We start from the raw sequence: 22480 nt of genomic DNA on the forward strand, positions 1-22480 counted from the left end.
CAATTATCGTAAAACCGAGTAATTGCCCGCAAGGTTCTTTCTACGGCAGTCTGGCAAGCATGGGAGTTTAAATCATCAACAAATTTCAACTCTTTCCTTAATGCTGTGTTGTACCGAAATAACTCTGTTTTGCCAACACCCCGATTATCCATCCAATAACGCAGAACTTTATTCCGAACAAATTGAGTTGTCCGTATTGCCTCATTAATGGCTTCTATTTGATTAGGTTTTGGCTTAACTTTGTATTCTAGTACAAACATTTTGATACTGCTTGACTGAGTATCAATATCTTAACACAAAATTCTTTAAGTTGACAATACATATTTATTTAAAGCCGCCCGACCCTGCGCGGGCATGGCGGGGCTTGTACCCAAATTTTCGGTCACACCGAAGTCTAGGGCTGATAACCTGACCTTATAATAATTAGAAGTATTTAACTTGATCCACTGACTTTATGACCTTGCCTCTCGATGTTCCCACGGCGATTAATCAACGTCGTTCTATTAAAACTTTTACCACCGATCCGATCACCCCAGAACTGCTGAAAACCCTAGTAGAATTAACCGTTGCCGCACCTAGTAGTTTCAACATCCAAGATTGGCGAATTATTTTAGTACAAGATGAGGCACAAAAGGCCGCTTTAGCCGAGGCCGCTTGGGGACAAAAGCAAATTATCCAAGCGCCGGTTACTTTTGTTTTCGCTGCCGATGCTGCCGCAGGAGGAGGAGATCTAACTCCTATCTATGAACAGGCTCTCAGTACAGGTGCCTGGAACGAAGGCACGGTAAAATATTTTCAACAGGCAATCCCGGGATTTCACCAGGATTTGGGCGAAAAAACCCGGGAATACGCGATTAAAGATGCCATGATCGCCGCCACTCATCTGGTTTTAGCTGCCGAAAGTCTCGGTTTATCTAGTTGTTTTCTCAACGGTTGGATCGAGGACAAGGTAAAAGCTGTGATCGGTGCTGCCGATCATCCCGATCTGGCGATCGCTGTTGTCGTTCCCATCGGTTACGCGGCGGAACCACGGCTTAATCCTGGGCGTTTACCCTTAGATTACAATGTTTTTGTGGATCGCTTGGGTAATCCCTATCAAATCTAAACTTTAGCGATGACTTTCTCACCCTCAGCTTGGTTAACGCCCTTTTTTAACACTCCCCTTTGGCGCGCTGGGGGAGTTTCCATCACTCTTGGTTGGCTTACTGGTATTCTTGTACTGTTTGTCCTTGTCACCTGTCTGACGATCGCTTTTAAAAGTTTACTAAAAAATCGTCTGCTGAAAAGTATCGGTTTTGGTAAGATATCCCTGTTGTTTTCAGGGATGAGAAGATGTGGACTTCCAAACCCCCTCATACTCCCAGTCAAACCAAAATTTAAGTTATACTTCATCTATTTTAGCTTTTAATAGCAGGCTAGGGAAAAATCCTAAAATCCGAAAGAATAACCGATTTTTAGCTTTAATTGACTTTGATCATGGCCATTAGTGGCAATATCTCCCTCAATACCGAAATCGATCACACCTTGACGATTAATTTGCTGACGAATTCCCATACCAGTGCGAATTAAAACGCCACCATGACTATTATCGCCGGTAATTACGCCCAATTCTGCTAAAAAAGTGCGATCAAAGCGTTTCGGATAACCAATTGGTCGCGAGTAACCGAGAATTGCTGCCGGTAAAAAAGATTGATCGCCGTCATCGGGATCGGTTTTTATGTTTAAATCGAGATTAAGATGCAAGCGATGGAATTGACCAACAGTTTTACTGGCAATTCCCCGCAGACGAAAATCTAATCCCCTAGCATTATTTCCCGTCGGTAATCCTAAATCGGTACGAATGGCAAAAGCGGGAACATTATCGTATTCACGATTGAAATTATAGAAAAAACCTACAGATAAATTTCCCACATCAAAATCCGTATCATCACTATTAACTCGACCTCCCACCTGCGGATCGATGCCGATAATAATATGACCATTGCGAATAATACCGTTGAGGTATTCAATATCAAACTCACCCCCAAGATTACTATTTTCAGGAAAGACTAGACTTCCTCCAAATTCTATCGATTGTTCCCCAAAACCAAGACTTTCAGCATCATCAAAAGAAAGGGGACGACCGGAATCAAGATTGTTATGATCGTTGGCAAAAACTGGATTAGTTAAACTAACGACTAAACCCACAGCAATTAATAAAAATCTTCTCATTTTTTCAGTTGCTCTTGATCATTGCTGTCGTCAGGTTTTTTCTCCGTATTAGGAGGGTTTTCTGGAGAGTAATTTTCGTGGTTATGGTGTTGGTGATCTCCCCCCTCATCTCCCTGAGAATTATCAGGTTTTTTCTCAGAATTATGAGTATTTTCGTGATTATGACCTTCGTGAGAAATATCTGCTGGCATTAATCCCATCCCCGGAATTCCTGACTCAAAACGATGATCATGTAGTCCTTCACCACCATAATTTTTTCCTGCTTCCATTTCCCGATGATTAGCAGCCATTACTAACCAAATAGCGCGGGTAATTTGTTCGTCTTTTTGTTGGGGAGTTAGCCAATCTGATGCCAGAATATCATTAACCATATCGTGCAACATATGCAGGTTATCAAAGGTGTTAGATATTGCGGGAAAACGTCGGGCAAACTTGGGACTAAGTTCGGCAAACATGGGCATAAAAGCTCGATCAGTGCGATACAATTCCTGACTATGGTATTGTTTACCCACCTGTTTATAAGCCTGTTTTTGTTCCTCTAAAGTTTTCTCATAAAGCAAGTCATACATGGTTCCTTGTAACCAATGGTAGCCCCAAAATAAGCCATTAACTTTCGGATATTTCTGGCGAAAGGCTTTAGAATAAGGCTGGGAATCCAGATAACCCATATTCATGGGTAATCCCGTAATCGCATAGGGAACTTTTGTCAAGTAAAATTGATATAATTTTTTAATTTCCGCCTCTTTTTCCTCGTTGGTTAATTTGCTGCTGGCTAAAACATCAACGGTTTGAGCATGGAAAATATGCGCCCACTCGAAAACCTGTTCTAAAACACCGTATTTTCTGCCAAAAGTTGGGGAAATATTACCCTCGTCGGGCATAAATTTAGGCGGATTTTTTAAAACCCAATTAATTTTTTGGTATGTCTTAGTTTCTAAATCTTTCGCTTTTCCCGTTACGATATCTTCGTAAGCAAAGGCATGACCAACAGCGATCGCATTCAAGTCTAAAGCTAAATCTCTGACATTATAAATGGCATTGTTATAAACCCCTCTTTGGGGATAAATATGATTACGTTGCTTGTTATACATCCAAGCTGGTATATCGTCAGGAATTGCTTGTAAAGTCTGAGTTTGAGGTGAATCAAGATGTAAATGTTGAGCAATGACAGGAGTAGAAATAAGTGCTACACTTACCAATAAAATTAACTTTTTCATGATAGTTAAACCTTGAGATTAGGGCAAATAAATTGATCGTCTTTTACAGGTGTATCCGTCCATCCTTGCAGGGTTTCGGTTAATTGTTGACGCAATAAAAGCAATTGTTCCACTTGTTGATCGATCTCAGCAATATGTTTAATTAATTTTTCTTGAATATCTCCACAGGGTAATTCTCCATGGTCATAAATTACTAAACATTCGCGGATCTCTTGCAGACTTAAACCCAAAGATTGTAATCTCTTGACAAATAGCAAGCGATGGACAGTATCGGGAGTAAATAGGCGAAATTTTCCCTCTGTCCTTTCAGGGGACTGAATTAGTCCTAATTCCTCGTAATAACGAATCGTTTTAATTGAAACGCCACTTTCTAGGGAAAGTTGACCGATTTTGAGCATTATTTTTGCTCCTTAATCCTATCGTTACTCGATGATAAAATCTCCCCTTGACTGGAGAATCAAGGGGGGGGGGAAAGAAATATTTTTTTAACTGACTTTACACTCAACTCCAAAACCGACCAAGAGAACTTTTTCCAAGGGTTCCCCCTGCTGGGGACGTTGATAGTTAATAATTTTGCGAATTCGCAGGTCTGGATTGATTAAAGTAATTGAATCCACGGAAACACTGCGAGTATAATTGGTGGTCATTAATAACTCTCTGGTAGTGGAATCAAAGCGAAAAGCGGAGATAATTGGTCTTGCTTCTTCGTAGGCGCGATCACGAAGATAATCCCCTTCTAAATAACCGTTATTTTCTGCTCTAACCACAAATAAAAGATTAAGATTTTGTCGCACTTCTTCCCCTTTTTCCGAGATGGTATAGAAACCTAAATTAAACCCCGGGATACTTTCTAAATCCGCAATATCAGCATAGTTATTATCTGTCAGAACTTTCTGTTTAATCTCCCTAGTCAGGGGTTGAATGAGGAATTCAGTACGGGAACGTTCCACCTCTTGAGCAGCTAGATAATGATAGGTTCTTTCCGTTTGCCAACTACCGACACAATAGGCAAAAAATTGCTGAAAAACTTCGGTATTCATAGACTTCATTCTCCTCTTGTCAGTATTTTAATTTTGAGTTATTTTATCAGTAACTTGTTCCCGATTTTCAAAACCATAACAATCTCGAACCAGATAAAGTGGTCGGCCCTTTACTTCTTCATAAACCCTGCCAATATATTCGCCAATAATACCAAGAGTCAGTAATTGAATTCCTCCTAAAAATAAGACAGCAACCATCAGAGAAGCGTATCCGGGTACATCGATTCCTAAAATAATAGTCCTGAGAATTAAAAAACTAGCATAAACAAGACTAACAAGTGCAATGATAAATCCTACATAGGTCCAGACTTTCAGAGGGAAAAAACTAAAAGAGGTAATACCATCGATGGCAAAATTCCATAATTTCCAGTAATTCCATTTAGTTTGTCCTTGATACCGGGGTTCTCGATCGAATAAAATTGATGTCTGTTTATATCCCACCCAAGCAAATATTCCTTTCATAAATCTTTGACGTTCGGGCATCTTTTTAATTGATTCTACCACTCGGCGATCAATCAAGCGAAAATCTCCCGTATTAGGGGGAATAGGAACCCGACTTAATTTATTAATGACTTGATAGAAACCTTCTGCGGTGAAACGTTTCAACCAACTTTCGCCAATTCTAACCCGACGGGACGCATAAACCACATCATAACCCTGCTGCCATTTTTCGATCATTTCGGCAATTAATTCGGGGGGATCTTGTAAATCAGCATCAATAGGAATGACTGCCATTCCTTGACTGTAATCAATTCCTGCTGACATGGCAATATCTTTACCAAAATTCCGGGATAAATTAACCACTTTAATTTGTGGGTAACGTTGATGATATTCCAGGAGATTTTTGAGAGTATTGTCACGACTACCATCATTGACGCAAACGATCTCATAACTGGTATTTAGTGCCTCTAAAACCGCTAAAAGTCGCCTAAAGAGAGCATCGATGTTTTCTTCTTCGTTATAAAGAGGAACAACAACAGATATTTTCACGGGTATTTGATTTGATAGCATATTAATTTACCAAAAAATTAGAGAAATTTTCTAACAAATGTCAGCAATCAAAACTTGTTCGTACTTAGCTGCCGCTTGCTGCCAAGTATAATTATCTTCGATTAATTTGCGAGCATTTCTAGATAATTTTTCTCGCAACTCTGCCGATTCAAAAAGACTACTAACCGCCGTACAATATTCCTCAATACTATTAGCCCTTAAGGCTGCTAAAGGAACATTATTTCCTTCAACTGTTAATCCTTCTAAACCTCGATCGCTGGCTACCACTGGCACCCCCGCAGCCATAGATTCTAGGGTTTTAAACTTCATTCCAAAACCTGTTCTTAGGGGAATAACTGCCACAGTTGCCTGATGAAGATAGGTGGTCATTGATGGTACTCGTCCCGTCACAATTACTCCTTTTAACTTAGTTAATTCTTGCACTTCTAGGGATGGATTAGCACCGACTAGAGTTAAAGTAGTCTCGGGATAAGTAATTTGAATACGAGGTAAAATTTCCCTAGCTAAAAAACAGGCCGCATCGATATTAACCCAATAATCTAACCCACCGATAAAAACTAAATTATGTCCAGCAGGATCCTGGGAACGATAGGGAAACAAATCTAAATCTACTGCATTAGGAATTAAATAAATCTCTCCATTGGGGGCAAATTCTTCCATTTGTTTTTGATCATCATCGGTAGTGACGACAATTTTTGAGAATTTCTGCACAGTTTTTTGTTCGTAGCGACCCATGAGAGGAAGGTAGAGACGATCCCGTAATTCTTGACTAGAAACCCCAATTTCTAATTGACTTTTGCAGGTTTGATAGAGGGAACTATGCACATCAATTACTGTCCTAATTTGCTGTTGCCATTGGGGACGAATATAAATTTCATTAACACTATGTTCACTGGTAATTACTGAGAATTTTTGACTATTAACTGCCCTATCTATCCAGTTCTGCATCTCTTGAGAATAGCCAAAAAGTACATTGGGAGGGGTTCCCGTTTGCAGGAATTGAGCTAATCTTTGCAGTTTAGCAATTATTCCAGTTTTGGCATCTCGAGGACGGGGAAAAACTACCAATTCACTAACAAAGTTACCTAACTTTTCTACCTCCTCATCGCTGACATCAGCAGTACGCTGAACGATGAGAGTAATATCATGATTTTTGCTGAGATACTTGAGTAAATTAAAAGTTCTGCCCTGAGTTCCCCCTCTGGTTGGTGGATAGGGGAAGGCGGAACTAATCATTAAGATATTCATAGCTATTCCTCTAAACGATTTTCTACCATCATGCGGACAATATCGGTCATTTTGTATCGTGCTTGCCAACCTAATTTTTCCTTAGCTTTGTTGGGATTGCCGCGACTAATGGCTAAATCTGTTGGTCTTAATAAACTTTGATCGGAAATTACATGATCTGGCCAATTTAAGCCAACAGTAGCAAAAGCTGTGGCGACAAAATCCTCCAGTTTTGAACTTTCTCCCGTGGCAATGACGTAATCATCGGGTTGCTCCTGTTGCAGCATTAAATACATCGCTTCAACGTACTCCGGTGCCCAACCCCAATCCCTTTGAATATCCATATTTCCTAAGTGTAAAGTCTCGATACTTCCCCGGGCAATTTTAGCCACGGCAGCGATAATTTTTTGGGTAACAAAGCGCTCGGGACGCAGGGGAGATTCATGATTGAAAAGTATGCCTGAACAGGCAAAAATTCCGTAGGCTTCTCGATAATTAGCCACTTCCCAAAAAGCCGCCGATTTGGCCACAGCGTAGGGACTGCGAGGACGAAAAGGGGTATTTTCGTCGGCAGAATTATCGCCGATATCCCCGAAACATTCACTCGATCCTGCATTATATAATTTAATTTTTGCTCCGGTAAATCGAATTGCTTCTAAGAGATTTAAGGTTCCCGTGGCAATACTTTCTAAGGTTTCCACCGGCTGCTCGAAGGATAAACCCACAGAACTTTGTCCAGCCAAATTATAGACCTCATCGGGCTGAATTTTAATTAAGACTTGTAGGACACTGCGAAAGTCGTTCAGTGCCATCGATTCTAGTTTTACCTGTTCCTTGATTCCCAAACGTTTCAGGTTACTAAAAGAGGACATTTGGGCATCCCGGGAGGTGCCACAAACTGTATAGCCAGCTTTTAACAGTAATTCGGCTAGGTATGCTCCATCCTGGCCCGATATACCACAAATTAACGCTTTTTTACCCATTTATTTACAATAATTTACTTTTGAGGGGTTAACATCGCCTTGGCGGCCTCGCTTAAATAACCGATTTGTCCGTAGGCATAGAGAAGATTCTCAAACCTTTTAGCGGGATCATTGATAAATTTGACAGATTTAACCAATCCTCTCACCAAACGCTCACCTCCTCGCCCAAATTGAGCCAATCCCGTCTTTGCTGCCACTTCTTCCCGGTAGTGTTCGCTGATGCCTTGCCACCAACTGCGACGCATAAACCATTGACGATTGATTCTTTCCGGGGCAACATTGTGTTCCACCAATGCTTCGGGAAAATAGCCCACTTGCCATCCCTGGGCGAGTGCCAGTTCTGTAGTGTATAATTCCTCATTAGAGAGAAGTTTTTTGCCAATTCTTCCCAAATTAGGGTCAAAACCGCCAATTTTCTCCAATAAATCTCGCCGAATCGAGTAATTAACCCCTCGCGGAGTTAAATTCGCCTGGCTAATGTATACCACATTGTCGCCCAAATCGAAAGCCCCTAAACCCCCTGCTAACTCATCGGATAACCAATTGGGTTGACTGTAGCCTTGCGGCCAAATTAAGGTGACTTTTCCCCCTGCTACTGCCAGTTTTTGGTTATTTTCGTAGGCATTTAACAGAATTTGCAACCATTGAGGACTTGCGATCGCATCGTCATCCAAATAGGCTAAAATCGGCGCTCTAGTTTCCTTCGCCCCGCGATTTCTGGCGGTAGATAGCCCTAAAATAGGTTCGTAAACGTATTTTAGCCGCCCATCTCCCAGACGCGACTGGGCCACTTGACGGGTTTTATCGGTAGATGCGTTATCAACCACTAAAATCTCACAATCTGGGCAGGTTTGCCCTAAAAGACTATCGATCGCTCCTGCTAGGTAGTGATCGCGGTTGTGGGTACAGATAATCCCTGCTATTTTAGGAGCCATGGCTATCAAGGTTACTCATTCAATACCCTAAAACTTAACATTCCTTTGGAAAAATGTAAAAATACTTTTAAAGCCGTCAGCCGTCAGCCGTCAGCCGTCAGCTAGACAATAGTGATGATAACTAGAAAAATGGCCAATTAATTGCCGGTTCTTCGGTTTGTGTTATGCAATAGACGGGGTTATAAGAGATGAAACCATTATAGAGAAAGACATTTGGCTATTTTTGTCAATTGTTTTCCATCTAGAACGAACTAATCAATTAAGTCTCTGGCCAAATAAGGATGTAGTCTATTTATGCCACCCGCTCGAACCATACCAAGTAACGAAGAGCCTAATTGCCTTTCTCAAGTAACAAGCTGATAACTGATAACTGATAACTGATAACTGATAACTGATAACTGAAATATTATGCCAAAAGTAAGTGTTTGTATTCCCACCTATAACCGCGCCGATTATCTCAGCTATTCGATTAATACTGTGTTGCGGCAGACCTATGAAGATTTTGAGTTAATTGTCTGTGATGATGGTTCTTCTGATCGTACCCCAGAAGTGGTGGCAGCATTTCAGGATTCGAGAATAATTTATCTGCGTCATCCTCAAAATATTGGCAGAAGTTTAAATATGCGATCGGGTTTTACGGCTGCTCGGGGAGAATATTTTATTAAATTCGATGATGACGATGGACTAACTCCTGAATTTTTAGCGAAAACTGTCCCTATTTTAGATCAAGAAAAAACCGTTGATTTTGTCTGTACAGATCACTGGATTATTGATAGATTTGGACAAAGAGTTGCATCAGCAACAAAAAAAAATTCAGCGAAATGGGGCAAAGATAGATTACAACAAGGGATTATTCCTGATTTAGAAAGACAAACTTTTTCCTGTAAAAGTTTACAGGTGGGTTCGACTCTTTTTCGTTATCAATCTTTAGCCGATGTGGATTATATGCGCCCTCAGGCGGATGGTTGTGAAGATTTTGATTTATTAGTGCGTTTAGCTTTAGCGGGAAAACAAGCTTATTTTCTGCCAGAATTATTAATGGAATATCGTTTCCATGGGGGGCAAACTAGCTTAAAACAAGCGGTTCACTTTTTGCAAGCAAACTTGTTTTGTACAGAAGGTTATCACTTTAATGATGTAAAATTAGAAGAAGAAAGAGTGAAAAGGACGGCTTTTTTACAGGAATGTTTGGGGATAAAATTAATTGAAAAGGGAGAAACCGAAGCCGGGCGAGTTTTAATAGAAAAAGCCTCGAAATTGTCAGGAAAATCCCGACGGGCCAGACTGGGTTTACTGCTTTCCTATTTACCTCTAAACTTGAGACAATTGGCTTTTCAAGGTTTCCGTCAACTACGTCCCAAAGATTACGCCGAACAGGTGAGAGCCGTGTAAACGATAACTTATAAGTAGGTAGGTGTTAAAAATTGTCAGACACCCCCCTTATCAAGGGGGGATTAAGGGGGTATCGAAGGCAAAATCTATCTTCTATTTAATTAGAACCACTTACTTAGCAGTTATCTTAATGGTGACAAGATAGGAAGTTTTCCTTTTGGGGATTGGGTCGTCGATACCAAATTAGGTTACACTTCATCTTTGTGGGAAAAGCCGCCAGTTTTTTAATTTAACTATCTATGGATACTATTCACGTTACAGGAATTCGGGCCTACGGTTACACAGGATATCTGGCCGAAGAACAGGTTTTAGGTCAATGGTTTGAGGTGGATTTATCCCTAGAAGTTGATATCAGCATTGCTGGCAAAAGTGACGCGATTGAAGATACTCTAGATTATCGACAGGCGATCGAAATTGTCAAACACCAGATTGAAACCAGCAAATTTGCCCTAGTGGAAAAATTGGCCACGGTTATCGCTGAGGATATCCTACAACTCGATCGAGTGCGACAGGTAAGAGTACAATTATCGAAACCTGCCGCCCCAATTCCCCATTTCACCGGTAAAATCACCATCGATATCACTAGATCTCGTTGAGTTTACGGGTATTATCGACTAAACTTCGCGCAAAAGCGTCAAAACGTTGGGAAAGCTTCTCGTCAAGGATTTTTCCTTCTTCGTTGAAGACTTTCCACGCTTGTCCTAAGCCAATTTGTTCCGGAATTACCCAAGCATGAACCCAACGGAGAATGATTCTTAAATCATTTAGGGCGTTACTATTGGATTGGCCGCCTAAAACACTGATTAATCCGGCAACCTTTCCCGATAACTCCTCAAAACTCATTAAATCTAGGGCATTCTTCATCACACCACTGACGCTGCCATGATACTCCGGTGTCGCCAAAATTAATCCCGCTGCCGATTTAACCGTTTGCTGCATTTTGGCCACATCGGGATAGTCAGAATAGTCATCTCCCCCGTTACAGAAGGGTAAAGAGAGTTTTCTCAGGTCAATTATCTCCGTTTCTACTCCTAACGCCTGTACTCGACTTATAGCAACTTCTAACGCCATCGCACTATAGGATCCAGGGCGTAAACTGCCATTGATACCAACGATTTTGATCATAGAACTTATACGAACTCATAACGACTACATATAAGCTAACAAAAAAAGAGACAATTGGGGAAGCTTAGTTAAAAAAATATGTCGATGGGGCGGAGAGAGCGATCAATCTAAGTTTTAATAGGAGTAGAAAGAAAGATTTATTGATTTATTCCATTTCCCCTCATTGCCATGCCAGAATTTCTCGATTTTCTCAAACATAAATATGCCTATGTGGCTATTGGTGAATTCAAACCGGGGTGTTTTTCCGAGGCTCAAAAACTCTACGAAAAGGCCGTTTCCACCTATTCCACGGGATTCCAGGGGGCTTTTCTGTTGCAAAAACCCGGAACCGATGAAGGAATTGCCGTGATCATCTGGGATAAAATCGATGATATGGAGGCAAATAAAAGCGAAGCCCATGAATTATTGCTGAAATCCATGGCTCCTCTGTTTGCGAAACCGCCTGTCACCGATTTTTATGAAGTATGTAGCGAGATAGAAGGTTCCCCCATTTAGGGATAATGTTTCTTTTCGGTGGCGATTAATTTGGCGGCTAAAACCCCGCCTAGGAAACCAAATAAATGTCCTTGCCAAGAAATCCCCGGACGGGAAGGCAAAACGCCCCAAATTGTGCCACCGTAGAGTAAAAAGACTAGAATTGACAAGAGTATAGAAGGAATATTTCTTTGGAAATAGCCCCGCAGTAATAAAAAACCTAAATAGCCAAAAATCAAGATACTTGCCCCGATATGGATGGATCCGGGAGCAGCAAATAACCAGACTCCTAACCCCCCCACCAGCATAGTTAACCCAGTCACAATAAAAAAGTCACTGGTTTCCTGTAACATCACCAACCAACCGAGAATCAGGAAAGGAACCGTATTAGCAATAAGATGGGGAAAGTCACCGTGTAGGAAAGGTGCGAAAAGAATACCCCGCAATCCGATGACTTGATGGGGAATAATCCCGAAATAGTCTAAACTGCCCCGAAAAACAAATTGATCTAAAATCTCTAACAGCCAAAAAATCGCCACAAAAGTAGCGAGGATTATTGCTTGGGTTTTTATTTCTTGCCGAGATCCTTGACTCATAAGATTGATGGATGAGCTATTTTTTCCCATTATAGCCCCCAGATCAGTTATCAGTTATCAGTTATCAGTTATCAGTGATTCAGTTACCAGTTATCAGGTGTGAGTTACCAGTTATCAGGTGTGAGTTATCAGTTTACTGTTTACTGATCACCGAAAAAAGCACCCCAAACCCTAGGGCTGATCATAGTAGCTTGATTCATGAATAAACTCATAGTAGCTTGATTCATGAATCAAGCTACTAAGCACGACGTTTTGAAAAATTTTCAGATATTTATTCCGAGAAATCGACTAAAAACATTACCAGATAAAGATTTGAGAGAATGACATTTGAGAGAATGAAACGACCCTACCCCACACCCTGCCACCAGAAAAACCTTTTTCAGTAAGTCCTAATTAGCTTACTTTTGCTGTGGGACAAAGAGAGGCTAATTGACAGGAAAAACAAGCGGGATTTCTTGCTTTACAAACCGCCCGGCCGTGGTAAATAATACTAATAGAAAAAGTTTCCCAATCCGGTTGAGGTAGTAAAGCCATTAAATCCCGTTCAATTTTCACCGGATCGTTATTAGTAGTTAAACCCAAACGATTACTTAAGCGCTTAACGTGGGTATCTACTGTCACTCCCTCAATAATCCCGTAAGCGTGAGCGAGTACCACATTAGCCGTTTTTCTAGCTACCCCAGGTAAAGTTAATAATTCCGCCATTGTCTTGGGTACTTCCCCCTGAAAATCCTTGAGGATTTTTTGACAAGCACCCTGAATATTTTTAGCTTTATTGCGATAGAATCCCGTGGAACGAATGAGAGTTTCTAACTCCTCTCGCTCGGCAAAAGCTAAGGATTTAGCATCGGGAAAACGAGCGAATAAAGCAGGAGTCACCTTATTTACCCGCTCATCAGTGCATTGTGCCGAGAGAATCACTGCCACCAATAACTGCACGGGAGTTTGATAATTTAAGCTACAGGTTGCCTCTGGATATAATCGCTTTAGGTTGCTTAAAATTTCTAGGGCACGCAGTTGAGGTTCAGTTTTTTTTCGAGAGTCCATCACTGGAATAAATCCTGAAAAACTGCTAGGTTAGCCGTGTCGCGCACGATTAAGAAAACTCCTAATCCTAAGAGTAAAACTAGACCTGTTTGCATGATGTTATCTTGTAGTTTAGTTGGGAGAGGTTTACCTACCAAAGCTTCGATTAATAAAAATACCAATTGACCGCCATCAAGGGCAGGTAGAGGTAGAATATTAATCACGGCTAAGTTAATACTAATTAGGGCGGCAAATTGAAAAAGATTACCCGCATCATTACGAGCGATCGCCGCTCCGTATTCGACAATTTTAACCGGTCCTGCTACCTGTTGAACACTATCTTTGAAGTTACTAACTAACTGCCCAAAACCTTGAACGGTTAATAGGGTTAATCGCTGAAATTCACCCGCACCTAAGCTAAAAGCTTGCCCAAAATTATCGGCCTTCAGGCGAGTTTCTTCACCGTTAGGAGCCAATCTCACCCCAATTTTACCCTGACCATCACTTCCCAATTCAGGAGTAACGATTAAATCGAGAGTTTCTGTCGGGCGTTTGATGGTTAATTTTAGGGGTTGATCGGGGGAAGATTGAATAATGTCACGGAAGTCAATAATGGCATTTTGAGAAGCACCAAGGGGCTGATCGTTGATAGCGAGAACGATATCCCCCGCTTGCATTCCCGCTTGTTTAGCGACGGAATTTTCAGCCGTGAAAACTTCAGGAATAATTACCCCTTCTTGATAGTTAATTTGGGGAAAACCCACCGTAGCGACTTGGGTAACAAGCAAAAAATAGGCAAAAATTAAATTAGCAATTACTCCCGCACTAATGACGATAGCTCGATCAAAAACAGGACGATTGCGTAATAAATCAGGGTCGTTATTGGGAATTTGACTATCGGGATCGTCATCAGGAAAACCAACGTAACCCCCTAAAGGAATGGCGCGGAGGGCGTATTCCGTTTCTTTACCTTGATATTTAGCTAAAGCTGGACCAAAACCGATGGAAAAGCGATTAACATGGATAGATTGCCAACGAGCAGCGGCAAAATGACCCAATTCGTGAACGACAATTAATAGGGCAAGTACACCGATCGCTATTAAAACTGACATGATGATCAAATTATAATGACTTAGCTTTTGTTTATTGTAAGCGATCCTCTTGGATAGATTTCAAAAAATCTTGAGTTATCGCTAATTTTTCGATCATTTATGGTAAAAGAGATCTTAACTGCCTAACCTGATCCAACGGAGAGCGATCGATGCCTTTGAGTGAGCGCGCCCAGCAATTAATCCCAAAAGCGAGAATCATCAGTTTCGCTAATTGGCCCTATCAGCAATCAGCGATCGCTGTTTGGCAACAAGCGGATGATCAAACTCGCTATCTCAGCGACAGCGATTTAGATACTATCGTCAATTTAGAGCCTGATTTACTCGTTTCTAGTCAGCAAGCTCGAAAACTGCGGGATAATGCTAATGTTATCGTCGATAACGCTCGTCAGACTGTCTTAAGCCAATTTCCTACCATTCTTCAACCCGGAGGCGATCTTTATCCACCCCACCGCGCCGAAGCTTGTTGGCGTGATTTCTGGAACTTTTTACGCTGTATTACCTACGGTGTTGTCGGACAACAGATTCCCTATACCAGTGCCGAGGGATTGGAAAATATGCGTCTTCTTTACCAAGAATTGCAAGTACCATTAGGGGCAATGATTTCGGGCTTAGAAGCCTTAAAACAATACAGCTTAGAGTATTTTAGCGACTCAGAAAAAAACGCAATTACTCCCTATTTCGATCACTTAATTACGGTTATGAAAAAGTTTTAAAACTGCGGCATTTAATCTGTGTTAAAATAGTGATGCCAACGGTTGAAAATGCCGCTCAACGAGGTTTTAACCTCGTTGAAACTCTGAAATCATCGGCGCAAGTAAACCTCTTGAGACCACCAAAAACCTCGATCGAGTACCTAGCGGGTCGAGGTAGTTTATAAAAGTAAGGGAGATTAAACCTCTTGCATAATTAATTTTTGAGGGTTCAAAAACGGCACAAATAAGGATTAAATTGCCTAAAATCTGTAAATAGACCATTTAATTGATTATTATTCATTCTTAATTCTCCTGGCTACTGACTACTGGCTACTTACTCCTAACCCTAACAACAATTTTTGATTTTTACAAGAGGTCTATTCTATGGATGCCAAAGCGAAATTACTGGAATTGATCGCTGGTAGAAATCGCGGACTCCTGGCCACGGAAAGCGACCGCGTGCGGATTTTGGCGGCGATCGAACAATTGGAGGACCACAATCCCCATCCTCATCCCCTGGAAGTTAAACAACTATTAGGGGGCAATTGGCGTTTACTATTCACCAGCAGCCGCGGCATTCTGGGACTAGATGGCCTACCTTTTTTTCAATTAGGGCAAATTTATCAATATCTCGACCTGAACAAGTCAAAACTTTACAATATCGCCGAAATTATCGGATTACCTTGGCTAGAAGGGGCAGTAATCGTCTCCGCTACCTTTGAACCCACATCCGAGCGTCGGATAATGGTCAAATTTGAGCGCTCGATCCTCGGTCTGCAACGTCTTCTCAATTATCATTCTCCCCAAGAATTTATCGAAGCGATCGAAAGTGGCAAAAAATTTCCTCCCCTCGATTTTTCTTTCAATAATCGCCAACAAAAAGGTTGGCTCGATATCACCTATCTCGATGAAGATCTCCGCGTCGGCCGCGGCAGCGAAGGCAGCGTCTTTATTCTCGCTAAGGAAAAAACCTAACTGAAGAGCCATTCAGGAGACAGCCTTGAATCAGTTATCAGTTATCAGTTATCAGTTAAGTAGGTAGGCGTTAAAAATTATCAGATCCCCCCGCCTATCGGCACCCCCCTTATCAAGGGGGGCAGGGGGGATCGAACCTAAAATCCATTTTTAATTTAATTATAACCAGCTACTTATCAGTTATCAGATGTGAGTTTTCATGGCACTGATTACTGTTCACTGTTGACTGAAAATGCTCGCCATCTCCCCCACTTCCCCACTTCCCCAGATGAATGCCCCGATCGGTTAGAATCAAAATATGGGAAAAAAATTATTTATTTTCGGGAACCTTTACTGAATTCTCCCGTCCTCAAGCTCTGAGTGAGGAGTTTATATCCTTAGAGGAAATCCCATGAGTCAATCGATTCCAGCATCTTGGTCACTTGAGGCCAAAAAGTCTCAAAACCCCGTGTCCCCTGACAAACTCTCCAACTATGATCTGATTGCACGCTGTCAGGAAGGGTGCCAGCCCGATCGAGCAGCTTTTGCGGAACTGCTGCGGCGCTATCAGGCTCATGTTGATAAATTACTCTATCATTTGGCTCCCGATTGGCAAGATCGCGCCGATTTGGCTCAAGAGGTCTGGATTCGCGTCTATCGCAATATTAACCGTCTCCATGAACCCCTCAAGTTCCGCGGTTGGTTGAGTCGCATTGCCACTAATCTTTTTTACGACGAATTGCGGAAACGCAAGCGGGTTAATCACCCCATTTCCCTCGATGCTCCCCGGCGCGTGGAAGATGGCGAAATCGATTGGGATATCGAGTCCGATTACCCCAGTCCCGATGAACATCTCACCACCCACGAATTCTACGATCAATTACAGTCGGCGATCGCTGATTTACCTGAAGCTTTTCGGACAACTATTATTCTGCGAGAAATTGAAGGCATGGCCTACGAAGAAATTGCCGAGATCACGGGAGTTTCTTTAGGAACTGTTAAATCCCGCATTGCTCGCGCTCGCGCTAAATTACAATCTGTTTTACAGCCCTATTTTACGGAAGGCTAAAGAAAATTGTGGTGATTCGGCACTAACGGTCGAAGTGAGGAGTCGTTAAAGTTAACTAGCTCCGTGCTGGTGAAAAGTGATTGTATACCGATCGCTTCTGGTCGAGGTCAACCATGAATAATTATCAACCCGAAGACGTTCAATGGATCAAGTCTTTGTTACGTCACGATGACAGCGATTGCAACTCCGCAACCGAGGATATTTTGTTATTAGATGAGGATAACGAAGAAGCTCATCGTTTGGATTTAATTAGCGCCTATATTGATAACGAAGTAACGGTAGAGGAACGGAAGCTAGTTCAGCATTGGTTAGACCATGATGCTGCTGCTAAAAAACTCTATCGGCAGCTCTTGGGATTACAAACCAATTTAAAGCAAATTCCCGTACCGGCTACTATGGCCAGCGACCGATTGGCAGAACAGGTGTTCAGAAAAGTCGATGGTCAGCGTCGTCGGCAATATTATGTTTATGGTGGCGCAATTTTCACCGCTATGGCGATCGCTATTGGCTCCTACTTCGTCTCCGAACGCAATGATCCCCTCTCCCAAATGGCGAGCAGTCCGAGCAGTATTAGCCAAGAGGGAGACCATTTGATGATTGCTCTTAACCATCCGATTATCGAGATTCCCGCAACGGAACAGCCAAAAGAGAATGGCCAACGGTAAGGGTCTATGGGGATAAATGCCAGCATTCTCGTGCGATCGCCCAATCTTCCGCCGTAGCAATTACCATCACTCGTACTTTAGATGTGTCGGTGGCGATATCCTCATCCCGGGGACGAGCGGCATTTTTAGCCAAATCTAACTCTAAACCCAAAAAAGACCAGCCTTGACTGGCTTTTTCCCGTACTAAAGCTGAATTTTCGCCGATTCCTGCCGTAAATACCAACACATCTAAACCCTCTAGAGAAGCAATCATCGATCCGATTAAACCTTTCAGACGATGAATATACATCTCAAATGCTAATTTTGCCCTCTGGTTGCCTTCGGCCATCGCCGTGGTAATTGCCCGCATATCTCCAGAAATACCGGAAATTCCCTTTAAACCCGATTCTTTATTGAGTAAACTATTTAAACTATCGGGATTATATTGATATTCTCGCTCTAGATAAATCAGAATCCCTGGATCGATCGAACCGCTGCGGGTTCCCATCATCAATCCCTCTAGGGGAGTAAATCCCATAGTAGTATCGATACTTTTACCCCCCTTGACTGCCGATAGGGAAGCACCATTGCCCAGATGACAGATCACCATTTTCAACGATTCTAGGGGTTTTCCCAACAATTCGGCGGCCCGTTGCGAGCAGTACTGATGACTGGTGCCATGGAAACCATAGCGACGGATTCCCAGTTCACTCCATTGGTAGGGAATGGGATAAAGAGAAGACTCAGGAGGGATAGAACGATGAAAAGCGGTGTCAAACACTGCTACTTGAGGAACATCGCCCAAAACTTGCTCGATTGCCTCAATTCCTTCTAAATGAGCGGGATTATGGCTAGGAGCCAGGGGAATCAGCTTTTTAATCGTTTCTTTGACCTGGGGAGTGATCATGGTAGCCTGGGAATATTCCGTGCCACCATGGACAACTCGATGACCGACTATACTAATGTCGGCGAGGTTGGCTACTACCTTAGTTTCGCCAGTGACTAAGGTATCTAACATCCGAGCAATTCCCGCCGGACGATCCTGACTAGAAAGATTAATTTCCTGTTTAATTCCCTGAGCTTTTACCGTTAAAACCCCGTAATCAGGGTTAACCGTCCAATCGATCCCCGCTTGCCAAATTGGTTGCGGAGGATGGCCGGGGAGAAACTCTAAATCGTACAAACAACTTTTTTGACTGCTCGATCCCGCATTTAAGACCAGAATTTTCATAAAAAAGCTCAATTAGGAGGTGGCTTGTGCTGATCATAATCAAACTCAGGTTAAGCCTAGATAAAATCGCTGACTTTTCGGGTTTTTCTTCCAGAAAATTTTATCTGGCTCCCATCACCCCTCCCTGACTCGGGCAATATTACAAAACTTTATCAAAAAAAAGTCAAAATAGAGCCTCTAGGGTTATAAAATAGGAGAATACCCCCTTGTGAAATTAATCCAAGAAGCTACCTCTGATGCAAGTTAAGGCCTCTATAGTGGATTTAGAGCTAGTTCTCGTCCTTTTCACCAGTGGAATGTCAACATCGCACCACGAATCTCTAGAATGGAATTTTTGCGTATTCTAGATAACCGTGATTACTAGAGGATTTCTTAAGTATGTCAGAGGTTCCTGCAGTTACAGATGCCAACTTTAAAGTCGAAGTTTTAGATAGTACCGACCTTGTCCTAGTGGATTTCTGGGCTCCTTGGTGCGGTCCTTGTCGAATGGTGGCTCCCGTTGTCGCAGAAATTGCCGAAATGTTCATAGGGAAAGTCAAGGTGGTGAAACTCAACACCGACGAAAACCCCATTATCGCTAGTCAGTACGGGATTCGCAGTATTCCTACTCTGATGATCTTCAAAGAAGGTCAAAAAGTTGATATGGTGGTCGGGGCTGTACCGAGAACCACTTTAGCTAATACCCTAAATAAACTCCTGGGAGTTAACTAGGTTTTCCGGTAACGCATACCGGGTAACTGAGTCACTAAACCCATTAATTCTAATTCCAATAAGATCCCCGCCACTTCTGAGGTGGGGATTTGCATTTTTTGAACAATAATGTCAAACAACAGGGCATCTCTGTCAAATAACTGATACACTTGTGCTAGTCTAGGTTCTAGATTGACTGGAGGAGCAGCATTAACGACCGGGGATGTCTCTAGAGGGAGTGAAGGGGAAAGATTAACCGGTGCGGATTGGTTCGCGGTGGGAATTGCCCCCAACATTTCTAATAATTTCTCCTCAGAAACGATAATTTCTGCTCCCTGATGAATGAGTTGTAAACAACCCCTAACAGCAGCAATATCGGGAGAATTGGGTAAAGCATAGATATCGCCGCCGAATTCGTTAGCATAACTGGCCGTGATTAGGGAGCCTGACCTTTCGGGGGCCTCGATAACAATAGTCGCGCGACTTAAACCGGCGATAATGCGATTACGACTGGGAAAATGGGCTTTATTCGGTTGAGTTGCCGCAGGATGTTCACTAATCACCAAACCCTGCTTTTGGATGTCCGCGTGTAGCTGCCGATGACGACTAGGATAAACCACATCGACCCCCGTTCCCAAGACGGCAATCGTTCTTCCCCCTGCTTTTAAACAGCTTTGGTGTGCCTCTCCATCAATTCCTTCGGCCATACCAGAAACAATAGTAAATCCCTGTTGGGCCAAAAGGGTACTTAAGCGCCGCGCCCAGCGCCTGCCGTGATCCGTGGGGTTACGAGTACCCACAATGGCGACGGTGGGGATATTTCCCTGATTTTCCTCTAAATTGACCTTTCCTTGATAGTAAAGTAAGGGGGGAGGACTGGGAATTTCCCAGAGAAAGCGGGGATATTCTGGGTCGCTAGGAGTCCAAAACAGGGGGTTTTTCTGGATATGTTCGGCGAAAAGAGCTTCTGGGTCAATTTGCGATCGCCCTTCCCGTACCGCTACCATTAACTTTTTGCCAAATCCCGCCACTTCTGCGATCGCACTATCGGCGGCATTCCAGGCCACAGCGACACTGCCAAAATGCTGATAGAGTCGCTTCAGGGAAATTGGCCCGACTCCAGCAATACTTGACCATGCTAACCAATAAACGCGATCGTCTGTCAATTTGAGAAGCTCCTCAGACAAAATAATACTTTCAGTCGGTTACAACTGACTGCGGCCAGATGACCTTAATTTATTTTAATCATGCCAGAATCTCTTCCATTACTTGTTGAGGTGTTGCGGGTTGGCATTGAGCATATTCCTGTTGAGCCTCGTTAATGTCTTTAACTAATTCTGCTCTTTTTTGGACTCGCAAGCAATTTTTTGACAGGTGAATAAGTTGTTATTGATCTTTTAGGGGAAGTTGTTCGGTTGCGTCTAGTATTTCTGCAAAAGTGGCTTGAGTCATGGTTTTAGTTGGTTATAGTGGTCTTTGGAGCCAATTGTAGCAGTAACGTTAGAATATGTTAGCGTGGCGTGACGCATATAATAGACAAATTTATTGTAATTTAAAGCAAAAAGGCGCGCTAAGTAACGCATCCTACGAGATCGGCGGGCGCAATGCTAGAAAGTCTATTAGAAAACATCTAGACAGTCATTGTCGGTAATTGCGTTTCAATTTATAGTCAAGCATTAAACAAACTGTGGATAAGATATTTTAATCATCAGATATCTACTCCACAGTAATATAATTTATTGAATTCCCATTCCTAAACGAGGTGTTTTATATAAGTTTATTTTGTAGGGTTACTGGGATCATATTCTTTTCTGGCATTGACTAAATAAATGGAATCACTTTTTGGTGAATAAACAAAAGGTGAATTTTTGGCAGGCTGCTGTAAATTTTGCGGTAGCAAGTTGAAAATATCTGTAAAATCTACAGTAACTTTCTGTGTTTTACCATTAACAATTACTCCTTGAGCATTAGGTTGACAGTTGAGTTCGATAATTTTATCTCTGGCTTCGTTTTGTACAGCAGCATTAGCAGTGACATAAACCAGATATCCTTCGTCGGAAAGAGCCTGAGCTTTTGTATTTGCATCATCTTTCTGATTGAAGAATGCAATCTGTGTTTCCTGAACTTCAACTGGGCAAGTGTTTAATTTAGGCTTTCCTGCGACAACAGCATAAAGTTTAGAAGTTTCAGCAACTCCGTTAGTTGCGGTAATAGGGCCGGTGAAGGAAATACGCGTATTGGTACCTGGAACGGTGGGCTGGGTTGTACTAAAATCTAGGTCGGCACTCTGAAATGATCCATCACCTAGTTTATCTTTTATATCTTCCACGTTAAGGGGAACAGAGATGTTGTAGTTAAGGTTCTTTAATGTATCAACTTTCTTCTGTTGAGAAGCCGCATCTGGATAAAAGCTCGTTAAACCAAAATCGAGTTTGTCTGTAAAAACAGGTTGAGCAAAAGCAGGATTACCAACGGTAAGAACTAAGATTGCCAAAACGGAAACAATCATCCCCGTTAAAAATGCAAACTTTTTCTTGTTCGGATTTTCGGAGTTCAGATTCAATATCATCGAATTTACCCTCAATAATTTATGGTACTTAGAAGTAATACACAGTAAGAAAAACTTCACAATGTATAACTTTCAATCCAGTATATTTTTCTCCTGCTCCTCAACACAACCGAAGTTTAGGAACTTAAGAAAAAAGTCCCCAAAATTCCCCAAATCCTTATCCAGTCTAACTTCCAGACCATCCACCCTCCCGCAAAAATCCTTAACTTGGGAAAAATCATCAACTTTACGAAGTTAAGCCCAAACTTTGTCAGAATATCCTGACAATTTCTCCACTCTCCC

The 22480-nt window shown here is 42.1% G+C and carries 26 protein-coding genes and 1 pseudogene; 11 read left to right on the forward strand and 16 right to left on the reverse strand.

Going from position 1 to position 22480, the window contains the following annotated elements; translation table 11 throughout:
• A pseudogene (locus tag IM456_RS14590) lies at positions 1 to 260 on the reverse strand (RNA-guided endonuclease TnpB family protein); the annotation flags it as partial.
• A gap of 194 nt (positions 261 to 454) precedes the next feature.
• Here IM456_RS14590 and IM456_RS14595 point away from each other — a divergent pair.
• Positions 455 to 1105, forward strand: coding sequence for a nitroreductase family protein (locus tag IM456_RS14595; protein ID WP_147069994.1), 651 nt, complete (start codon positions 455 to 457; stop codon positions 1103 to 1105).
• A 323-nt stretch (positions 1106 to 1428) separates the two neighbouring features.
• On the opposite strand, the gene IM456_RS14600 is transcribed toward IM456_RS14595, so the two are convergent.
• From IM456_RS14600 to IM456_RS14635, 8 genes are all read right to left on the reverse strand, one after another.
• Positions 1429 to 2211 carry a hypothetical protein gene (locus IM456_RS14600; RefSeq protein ID WP_149986233.1) on the reverse strand — a complete coding sequence of 261 codons (783 nt, stop codon included), beginning with the start codon at positions 2209 to 2211 and terminating at the stop codon, positions 1429 to 1431.
• Positions 2208 to 3428: a hypothetical protein gene (locus IM456_RS14605; RefSeq protein ID WP_149986232.1), complete on the reverse strand. Its 1221-nt coding sequence runs from the start codon at positions 3426 to 3428 to the stop codon at positions 2208 to 2210. Before IM456_RS14605 ends, IM456_RS14600 begins: the two co-directional genes overlap by 4 nt.
• Positions 3429 to 3433: 5 nt before the next feature.
• On the reverse strand, positions 3434 to 3826 hold the full coding sequence (locus IM456_RS14610) for a MerR family DNA-binding protein (RefSeq protein WP_149986231.1): 393 nt from the start codon (positions 3824 to 3826) through the stop codon (positions 3434 to 3436).
• 87 nt (positions 3827 to 3913) lie between these two features.
• The gene (locus IM456_RS14615) at positions 3914 to 4468 is read right to left on the reverse strand and encodes a phycobiliprotein lyase (protein WP_150977841.1); all 555 of its coding nucleotides are present in this window, start codon (positions 4466 to 4468) and stop codon (positions 3914 to 3916) included.
• 27 nt (positions 4469 to 4495) lie between these two features.
• Positions 4496 to 5479, reverse strand: coding sequence for a glycosyltransferase family 2 protein (locus IM456_RS14620; RefSeq protein WP_287693114.1), 984 nt, complete (start codon positions 5477 to 5479; stop codon positions 4496 to 4498).
• A 30-nt stretch (positions 5480 to 5509) separates the two neighbouring features.
• On the reverse strand, positions 5510 to 6727 hold the full coding sequence (locus tag IM456_RS14625) for a glycosyltransferase family 4 protein (RefSeq protein WP_149986228.1): 1218 nt from the start codon (positions 6725 to 6727) through the stop codon (positions 5510 to 5512).
• Positions 6728 to 6729: 2 nt separating this feature from the next.
• Complete coding sequence (locus tag IM456_RS14630; RefSeq protein WP_002759805.1) at positions 6730 to 7689, reverse strand: GDP-mannose 4,6-dehydratase; 960 nt, start codon at positions 7687 to 7689, stop codon at positions 6730 to 6732.
• 14 nt (positions 7690 to 7703) lie between these two features.
• Positions 7704 to 8624: a glycosyltransferase family 2 protein gene (locus tag IM456_RS14635; RefSeq protein ID WP_149986227.1), complete on the reverse strand. Its 921-nt coding sequence runs from the start codon at positions 8622 to 8624 to the stop codon at positions 7704 to 7706.
• A 157-nt stretch (positions 8625 to 8781) separates the two neighbouring features.
• On the opposite strand from IM456_RS14635, the gene IM456_RS14640 reads away from it, so the two are divergent.
• The 3 genes from IM456_RS14640 (at position 8782) to folB (ending at position 10612) form a co-directional block, all read left to right on the forward strand.
• Positions 8782 to 8976, forward strand: coding sequence for a hypothetical protein (locus IM456_RS14640; RefSeq protein WP_149986226.1), 195 nt, complete (start codon positions 8782 to 8784; stop codon positions 8974 to 8976).
• A 56-nt stretch (positions 8977 to 9032) separates the two neighbouring features.
• Complete coding sequence (locus tag IM456_RS14645; protein WP_287693113.1) at positions 9033 to 10016, forward strand: glycosyltransferase family 2 protein; 984 nt, start codon at positions 9033 to 9035, stop codon at positions 10014 to 10016.
• A 239-nt stretch (positions 10017 to 10255) separates the two neighbouring features.
• Positions 10256 to 10612, forward strand: coding sequence for a dihydroneopterin aldolase (gene folB, locus IM456_RS14650; protein ID WP_110578203.1), 357 nt, complete (start codon positions 10256 to 10258; stop codon positions 10610 to 10612).
• Here the strand turns inward: folB and IM456_RS14655 are convergent.
• Positions 10599 to 11141 (reverse strand): NADPH-dependent FMN reductase, encoded by a 543-nt coding sequence (locus IM456_RS14655; RefSeq protein WP_149986224.1) that lies wholly within the window; start codon positions 11139 to 11141, stop codon positions 10599 to 10601. The two genes, folB and IM456_RS14655, sit on opposite strands and share 14 nt — an antisense overlap.
• Before the next feature lie 168 nt (positions 11142 to 11309).
• Here IM456_RS14655 and IM456_RS14660 point away from each other — a divergent pair, with 168 nt between their 5' ends.
• The gene (locus IM456_RS14660; protein ID WP_002759792.1) at positions 11310 to 11636 is read left to right on the forward strand and encodes an antibiotic biosynthesis monooxygenase family protein; all 327 of its coding nucleotides are present in this window, start codon (positions 11310 to 11312) and stop codon (positions 11634 to 11636) included.
• Here the strand turns inward: IM456_RS14660 and IM456_RS14665 are convergent.
• The 3 genes from IM456_RS14665 to rseP form a co-directional block, all read right to left on the reverse strand.
• Positions 11633 to 12241: a rhomboid family intramembrane serine protease gene (locus tag IM456_RS14665; RefSeq protein WP_149976247.1), complete on the reverse strand. Its 609-nt coding sequence runs from the start codon at positions 12239 to 12241 to the stop codon at positions 11633 to 11635. The genes IM456_RS14660 and IM456_RS14665 overlap by 4 nt on opposite strands.
• Before the next feature lie 363 nt (positions 12242 to 12604).
• Complete coding sequence (gene nth / locus IM456_RS14670; RefSeq protein WP_287691985.1) at positions 12605 to 13258, reverse strand: endonuclease III; 654 nt, start codon at positions 13256 to 13258, stop codon at positions 12605 to 12607.
• A complete protein-coding gene (rseP, locus tag IM456_RS14675; RefSeq protein WP_149986222.1) occupies positions 13258 to 14349 on the reverse strand; it encodes an RIP metalloprotease RseP in 1092 nt (363 codons plus the stop codon). Before rseP ends, nth begins: the two co-directional genes overlap by 1 nt.
• Before the next feature lie 149 nt (positions 14350 to 14498).
• On the opposite strand from rseP, the gene IM456_RS14680 reads away from it, so the two are divergent.
• The 5 genes from IM456_RS14680 to IM456_RS14700 all read left to right on the forward strand — a co-directional run bounded on the left by IM456_RS14680 (position 14499) and on the right by IM456_RS14700 (position 17729).
• Positions 14499 to 15062 (forward strand): bilin-binding protein, encoded by a 564-nt coding sequence (locus IM456_RS14680; protein WP_149986221.1) that lies wholly within the window; start codon positions 14499 to 14501, stop codon positions 15060 to 15062.
• A gap of 32 nt (positions 15063 to 15094) precedes the next feature.
• Positions 15095 to 15226, forward strand: coding sequence for a hypothetical protein (locus tag IM456_RS14685; protein ID WP_287691987.1), 132 nt, complete (start codon positions 15095 to 15097; stop codon positions 15224 to 15226).
• Positions 15227 to 15425: 199 nt separating this feature from the next.
• Positions 15426 to 16016 carry a PAP/fibrillin family protein gene (locus tag IM456_RS14690; protein ID WP_149986219.1) on the forward strand — a complete coding sequence of 197 codons (591 nt, stop codon included), beginning with the start codon at positions 15426 to 15428 and terminating at the stop codon, positions 16014 to 16016.
• A 391-nt stretch (positions 16017 to 16407) separates the two neighbouring features.
• Positions 16408 to 17064 (forward strand): sigma-70 family RNA polymerase sigma factor, encoded by a 657-nt coding sequence (locus tag IM456_RS14695; RefSeq protein ID WP_149986218.1) that lies wholly within the window; start codon positions 16408 to 16410, stop codon positions 17062 to 17064.
• Between the two features lie 113 nt (positions 17065 to 17177).
• Positions 17178 to 17729, forward strand: a complete 552-nt coding sequence (locus IM456_RS14700) for an anti-sigma factor family protein (RefSeq protein ID WP_287691990.1) — start codon at positions 17178 to 17180, stop codon at positions 17727 to 17729.
• A gap of 4 nt (positions 17730 to 17733) precedes the next feature.
• Here IM456_RS14700 and IM456_RS14705 read toward each other — a convergent pair whose 3' ends face one another.
• The gene (locus tag IM456_RS14705) at positions 17734 to 18939 is read right to left on the reverse strand and encodes an acetate kinase (protein ID WP_287691992.1); all 1206 of its coding nucleotides are present in this window, start codon (positions 18937 to 18939) and stop codon (positions 17734 to 17736) included.
• 378 nt (positions 18940 to 19317) lie between these two features.
• Here IM456_RS14705 and trxA point away from each other — a divergent pair, with 378 nt between their 5' ends.
• Positions 19318 to 19650, forward strand: coding sequence for a thioredoxin (gene trxA, locus IM456_RS14710; RefSeq protein ID WP_149986215.1), 333 nt, complete (start codon positions 19318 to 19320; stop codon positions 19648 to 19650).
• Here the strand turns inward: trxA and dprA are convergent.
• Positions 19647 to 20795, reverse strand: coding sequence for a DNA-processing protein DprA (gene dprA, locus IM456_RS14715; RefSeq protein ID WP_149986214.1), 1149 nt, complete (start codon positions 20793 to 20795; stop codon positions 19647 to 19649). The genes trxA and dprA overlap by 4 nt on opposite strands.
• Before the next feature lie 611 nt (positions 20796 to 21406).
• Positions 21407 to 22198 carry a hypothetical protein gene (locus tag IM456_RS14720; RefSeq protein ID WP_149986213.1) on the reverse strand — a complete coding sequence of 264 codons (792 nt, stop codon included), beginning with the start codon at positions 22196 to 22198 and terminating at the stop codon, positions 21407 to 21409.
• Positions 22199 to 22480: the final 282 nt, after the last annotated feature.

Source organism: Microcystis sp. M079S1 (genome assembly GCF_020246425.1).
Lineage (GTDB): Bacteria > Cyanobacteriota > Cyanobacteriia > Cyanobacteriales > Microcystaceae > Microcystis > Microcystis aeruginosa.